This is a genomic window from Roseiarcus sp. (assembly GCF_052145395.1).
Taxonomy (GTDB): domain Bacteria; phylum Pseudomonadota; class Alphaproteobacteria; order Rhizobiales; family Beijerinckiaceae; genus Roseiarcus.
This window is the reverse complement of the sequence record NZ_JBKQOT010000419.1, coordinates 1-5,497: the sequence shown is the minus strand read 5'-3', so window position 1 is coordinate 5,497 and position 5,497 is coordinate 1. Positions and strand designations below refer to the sequence as shown.

The window sequence follows — 5,497 nt, the reverse complement described above, 5'->3', positions numbered from 1 at the left end:
GACGAAGGGGGCAAGCGCGCCGCAGCCGTCTATTCGCTGATCGAGACCTGTAAGCTCAACGACGTCGACCCGCGCGCCTGGCTCGCCGACGTCCTCGCCAGGCTGCCCGACCATTCCGCCCACCAGGATGGCGACCTGTTGCCGAGGGCCTGGAACGCCCGCCAGGACGCCCCCGCCCGCGTCACGACCGCCGTCGCCGCATAATCAGCCACAGCCCGTCGCAGTCACTGCCGCTGCCAACCCGCACCCGGGTGGATCTCGGAGGCGTCCACCCGGGTGGATCTCGGAGGCGTACAACAGAACCTCCGCCAGCGACAGCGACACGCCATGCTTCACCCGGTTGGCGCCGTCCTTGGCCGGATCGAATATATAATCCACGAACGTAAAACTACGCCTAAGGCGTACTCTGGACAATAGCGTGACGAGTTTGATTGAGCGCAACGAGCCGCGGCCCGCGCGCTCACCCGAAGGCCTCGCTGTGCTCCTCCCTCAACTGCCGCTTCAGAATTTTCCCGCTCGGGTTCTTCGGCAGCGCGTCAGCGATCACGATGCGCTTGGGGACCTTGAACCCGGCCAAGACCTTGTGGGCGTGGTCGAGCACCTCATTCTGGTTCAGGATCGCCCCGTCCTTCGGCACCACCACCGCGACCACCGCCTCGACCCAGTGCGGATGCAGCACGCCGATCACTGCGACTTCCGAGACGCCCTCGAGGCGGTAGATCGCCTCCTCGACCTCGCGGCTGGCGACGTTCTCGCCGCCGGTCTTGATCATATCCTTCTGGCGGTCGACGACGCTGATGTAGCCCTCTTCGTCGACGGTCGCGAGGTCGCCCGAATGGAACCAGCCGCCCCGGAAAGCCTCGGCCGTGCGCTTTTCGTCCTTGTAGTAGCCGGTCATCAGGTGCGGCGAGCGATGGACGATCTCGCCGACCTCGCCGGGCTTCACGTCGCGCATGGCGTCGTCGACCACGCGCGTCTCGACGTTGAGCGCGGGACGGCCGCAGGAGCCGGGCTTGCGCAGCTGGTCCTCCGGTCCGAGCAGCGTCGCGAGCGGGGCGATCTCGGTCTGGCCGTAGAGGTTCCAAAGCCGCACGTTCGGCATCCGCCGCGCCATCTCGCGCATCACCTCGACCTGCATGATCGAAGCGCCGTACTAGCACTTGGTGAGGCTCGACAGGTCCGCGCCGTCGAAGGCGGGCGAGCGCAGCATCGAGATCCACACCGTCGGCGGCGCGAAGAACGAGGTCGCCCGCTCGCGCTCGATGAGGCGGAAGATGGTGTCCGGAACCGGCTTCGCCGTGACGACGTTGACGCCGCCGGCGTAAATGGACGGCCCGAGGAACACGTCGAGCTGGGCGCAGTGGTAGAGCGGCAGCGCGTGCACGGTCACGTCGCCGCCCGAGATCGCCGCATCGACCATGCAACTCACGTACTGCCAGAGAATCGCGTCGTGGGTCAGCTGCACGCCCTTGGGGCGCGACTCGGTGCCGCTGGTGTAGACAATCTGAGCGACGTCGAAACTGTCGGGTCCGTCGGAGGGCGGCTCGCCGCCCGCCTCGATCAGCGCGAGGACGTTCGTCATGCCCTCGACCGGCGCCGTCTCCTCCTCGGAGGGCAGCCACAGGAATTCGCTCAAAGAGGGCGCGAGCGCGGCGGCCTTCCGCGCGACGTCCGCCATGCCGGTGTCGCAGGCCAGCATGCGCGCCCCGGAGTGCTCGAGAATGAAGGCGACATCGTCGGCCTGCAGCATGAAGTTGATCGGAACCGTCACGGCGCCGAGCCGCATGAGGGCGTAGCGCAGGGCGACGAAGCCGTGGGAGTTGCGGGCGAGCACGGCGACCCGGTCGCTCCGGCCGATCCCGCGGGCCGCGAGCCCCGCCGCCAGCCGCTCGGACGCCGCATGGAACTCCCGGTAGGTCCAGCGCGTCGCCCCGCAGGCGAGGCCGAGCCGGTCCGGAACGCGCTCAGCGCTGCGACGCAAGGTGTCGGCGAGCGTCTGTCGGCGAAGACTGGGGTCCATGGCTCCTCCCTCAAGGCGAAGTTTGCGCGCTTGGCGCCAAGCTACGGGGGAGAAACGGCCCTGTAAATCAGGCGCTCGGACGCTTCAGCGCCCGCGCCAGAAACGCGCCGGCCGCCTGAAGCCCTTCGGGCGACACGCCGTGGCCGAGGCCGGGATAGACATGCGTCTCGACGGCGAAACCCGCGCCCTCGAGAAGGCGCGCGGCCCGCGGAGCTTCCGCGGCCGCAATGACGTCGTCGCGCTCGCCATGGAGGATGAGCACGGGCGTGGACGAAGCGGGCTTCGGCCCGATCGGCGCGCCCAGCCGGCCGGACGCCGCGACGACTGCGGCGACCGGCCAGCGCCCGTCGACGAGCGCGTCGAGCGACATGATCGCGCCCTGCGAGAAGCCGACGAAGACCACGCGGTCGAGCCGGCCGCCGAACCCGGCCTTGTCGATCTCGCGCGCGACGACGCGGTCGAAATCGGCGCGCGCCTCGACGATGCGTCTCGCCCGATTGCCGTCGCTGACGCCGACGACGCTGAACCACTGCCGGCCGGCGCCGCCGCCGTCGAGCAGGTTCGGCGCGTCCGGCGATACGAAAAGCGCGTCGGGCAGGAAGCCCTTCAGCGCCTCGCCGAGCGGAACCAGGTTGGCGCCGTCGGCGCCGACGCCGTGCAGAAGGATGACCAGGCTTTCGGGCGTGGAAGACATGCAGGACGGTTCCCTGTTTCGCTTCTTCCCGCGATGGCGGAAAGAAGGTGGCATGAAGGCGCCGGATAAGGGGCCTCTTGAAACATCCAAGGTCGGCGCCGTCCCTTAACCCATAAGGCGACAAATGACGACTGTCTGCCGACGGGCGGCGCCTTTCCTCCTTCACCGGGCGCGAGGGATCAGGCCTCAATGATACCCGATGTCCGCCCGGACCTTGCCGCGGAACACCCAGTACGACCAGGCGGTGTAGAGCAGAATGACCGGCAGAAGGACGAGCACGCCGACGAGGAGGAACGCCTGCGTCGCCTCGGACGAGGCGGCCTGCCAGATCGTGTACTTGTACGGCACGATCATCGGGAAGAGGCTGATCGCGAGACCGAGATACGACATCACGAAGAGCGCGACGGCCCAGACGAAGGGCGCGGCCTCCGAGCGGTTGTTGAGCGCCCGCCACTCGGCGAGCGCCACCAGCGCGGTCACGATCGGCACGGGCGCGAGCCAGGCGATGTTCGGCCAGGAGAACCAGCGTTCGGCGATGTGGGGGTGGACGTAAGGCGTCCAGAGGCTCACCGCGACGATGGCGACGAGCACGCCGAGGAAGGCGTAGCGGCCGAGCCGCCGGGCCAGATCCTGCAGCGGCCCTTCCGTCTTGAGCACCAGCCAGCCCGCGCCGAGCAGCGCGTAGCCGAACATCAGGGCGACGCCGGTGAGCAGAGAGAAGGGCGTGAAGCAGTCGAGCGAATGCCCGGCGAAATGCCGCCCGCCGACCTCGAAACCCTGGATGAAGGCGCCGAGCACAACGCCTTGCGCGAAGGCGCCGAGCGCCGAGCCGTAGCAGAAGGCATGGTCCCAGAAGCCGACATGGTCGGCGTCGCGATAGCGGAACTCGAAGGCGACGCCGCGGAAGACGAGGGCCAGCAGCATGAGCATGAGCGGGAAGTACACCGCCGGCAGAATGATGGCGAAGGCGAGCGGGAAAGCCGCCAGCAGCGCGACGCCGCCGAGAATCAACCAAGTCTCGTTGCCGTCCCAGACGGGCGCGATCGCGTTCATCACCAGGTTGCGCGACTGACGGTCGGGCAAGAAGCCGTACAAGATGCCGACGCCGAGATCGAAGCCGTCGAGCAGCACGTAGAGGAACACGCCGACGCCGAGGATCAGGGTCCAGATCGGCACGAGATCGAGAACATAGGCGCTCATGGCTCACCCCTCCGATCCGGCGCGCGGCAGGGCGTTGACAGGCGCTATCGGCCGGCCGCCTTCGATGAAGTCCGGCGTCTCGGCGGCCGTCGGGCCCCGCCCGAAGATGCGGACCATCATGGCGACGCCGGCCGCGAACATCACGAGATAGACGACGGTGTAGCCCAGAAGAGACACCGTCACGTCCGCTCCCGTCAGCGACGGCGAGACGGAATCAGCCGTGCGCAAGAGGCCGTAGACCGTCCAAGGCTGCCGGCCGACCTCGGTCGTCGCCCAGCCGGCGATGACCGCGATGAAGCCGAGCGGGGCGGCGAAGACGCAGACTCGATGGTACCAGTCCGCGTCGTAGAGCTCGCCCCTGAAGCGCAGCCACCAGCTCAAGATCACCGTCAAGAACATCAGCCCCCAGCAGGCCAGCATGATGCGGAAGCCGAAGAACGGCACGGGGACCGGGGGCCGGTCCTCCGGGGGGAAATCCTTGAGGCCGCGGACCTCGCCGTCCGGATCGTGGGTGAGAATGAGGCTGCCGAGAAGCGGGATGGAGATCTCGTAGAGGTTCCTCGCCGCGGCGTCGTCGGGAATCGCGAAGACCACCCAGGGCAGGCGGCGGCCGCCGTCCCAGATCGCCTCGATCCCGGCGAGCTTGGCAGGCTGGTACTTCCGCGTGTCGAGGCCATGCTGGTCGCCGATGAGCGCCTGAAGCGGCACGAGCACGGTCAAGAGCCATAGCGTCATCGACAGCATCGTGCGCGCCTCCTGATAGAAGCGCCGGTTGAGCAGCCACCAGCCCGCGACGCCGACGACGACGAAGCCGGTGGTGATGTAGACGGCCGTGACGACGTGAGCGAAGCGGTAGGGAAACGACGGGTTGAAGATGATCGCGAGCCAGTCCTTCGGCTGGAACCGCCCGTCGACCATCTCGAAGCCGGCCGGCGTCTGCATCCAGGAGTTGGTCGCAAGAATCCAGAAGGTCGAGGCGAGCGTTCCGAGCGCGACCATCAGCGCGGCGAAGAAGTGCGCCCAGGGCGGCACGAGCTTCCGGCCGAACAGCAGCACGCCGAGGAAGGCCGCCTCGAGAAAGAACGCCGTCAGGCCCTCGTAGCCGAGCAGCGGCGAGATGATGTCGGCGACGTCGTCGGAGAACCGGCTCCAGTTCGTGCCGAACTGGAACGGCATGGTGATCCCCGAAACGACTCCCATGCCGAACGAGACGGCGAAGATTTTGGTGCAGAAGATCGAGATGCGGAGGTAGACGTCACGCCCGGTGAAAAGGCCCAGGCCCTCCATCACGGCGATGAACGAGGCGAGGCCGATGGTGAAGGCCGGCATGAGGAAGTGCCACGCCACGACCCAGGCGAACTGGAGCCGCGACAGCAACAGCGGATCGAGATGCACGCGAAAGCCCCCTCAGGCGAAAGAACGACTACGCGCCCACCCTATCGGCGGTTCATGACAAGTCCAGCCTCAGCGGCGGCTTTTCGGAGGCGGCGCGCGCGATTTGCGAAAACCCGCGGCGCAAAACATCGGTCACAAGAAGCCCTGACGTCCGTCGCCCCCCCGCGCCGGGGGGGGAGGGGCAGCCC

At 67.8% G+C, this 5,497-nt stretch carries 4 protein-coding genes and 1 pseudogene; 1 reads left to right on the top strand and 4 read right to left on the bottom strand.

Features of this window, described 5'->3' with window-relative positions:
• The coding region (locus tag ACLP25_RS14130; protein ID WP_442469819.1) for a transposase domain-containing protein at positions 1–204 on the top strand (204 nt) is incomplete at its 5' end.
• A gap of 256 nt (positions 205–460) precedes the next feature.
• Here the strand turns inward: ACLP25_RS14130 and ACLP25_RS14125 are convergent.
• The 4 genes and pseudogenes from ACLP25_RS14125 to ACLP25_RS14110 all read right to left on the bottom strand — a co-directional run bounded on the left by ACLP25_RS14125 (position 461) and on the right by ACLP25_RS14110 (position 5,309).
• Positions 461–2,020 (bottom strand): annotated as a pseudogene (locus ACLP25_RS14125) (fatty acyl-CoA synthetase).
• Between the two features lie 67 nt (positions 2,021–2,087).
• On the bottom strand, positions 2,088–2,714 hold the full coding sequence (locus ACLP25_RS14120) for an alpha/beta hydrolase (protein ID WP_442469818.1): 627 nt from the start codon (positions 2,712–2,714) through the stop codon (positions 2,088–2,090).
• A gap of 186 nt (positions 2,715–2,900) precedes the next feature.
• Positions 2,901–3,914, bottom strand: a complete 1,014-nt coding sequence (gene cydB, locus ACLP25_RS14115) for a cytochrome d ubiquinol oxidase subunit II (protein ID WP_442469817.1) — start codon at positions 3,912–3,914, stop codon at positions 2,901–2,903.
• Between the two features lie 3 nt (positions 3,915–3,917).
• On the bottom strand, positions 3,918–5,309 hold the full coding sequence (locus tag ACLP25_RS14110) for a cytochrome ubiquinol oxidase subunit I (protein ID WP_442469816.1): 1,392 nt from the start codon (positions 5,307–5,309) through the stop codon (positions 3,918–3,920).
• Positions 5,310–5,497: the final 188 nt, after the last annotated feature.

What these genes read in the sequence shown, in the direction of transcription:
- ACLP25_RS14120 (WP_442469818.1), bottom strand. Translation starts at nt 2,714, where the DNA reads ATGTCTTCCACGCCCGAAAGCCTGGTCATCCTTCTGCACGGCGTCGGC.
- cydB (WP_442469817.1), bottom strand. Translation starts at nt 3,914, where the DNA reads ATGAGCGCCTATGTTCTCGATCTCGTGCCGATCTGGACCCTGATCCTC.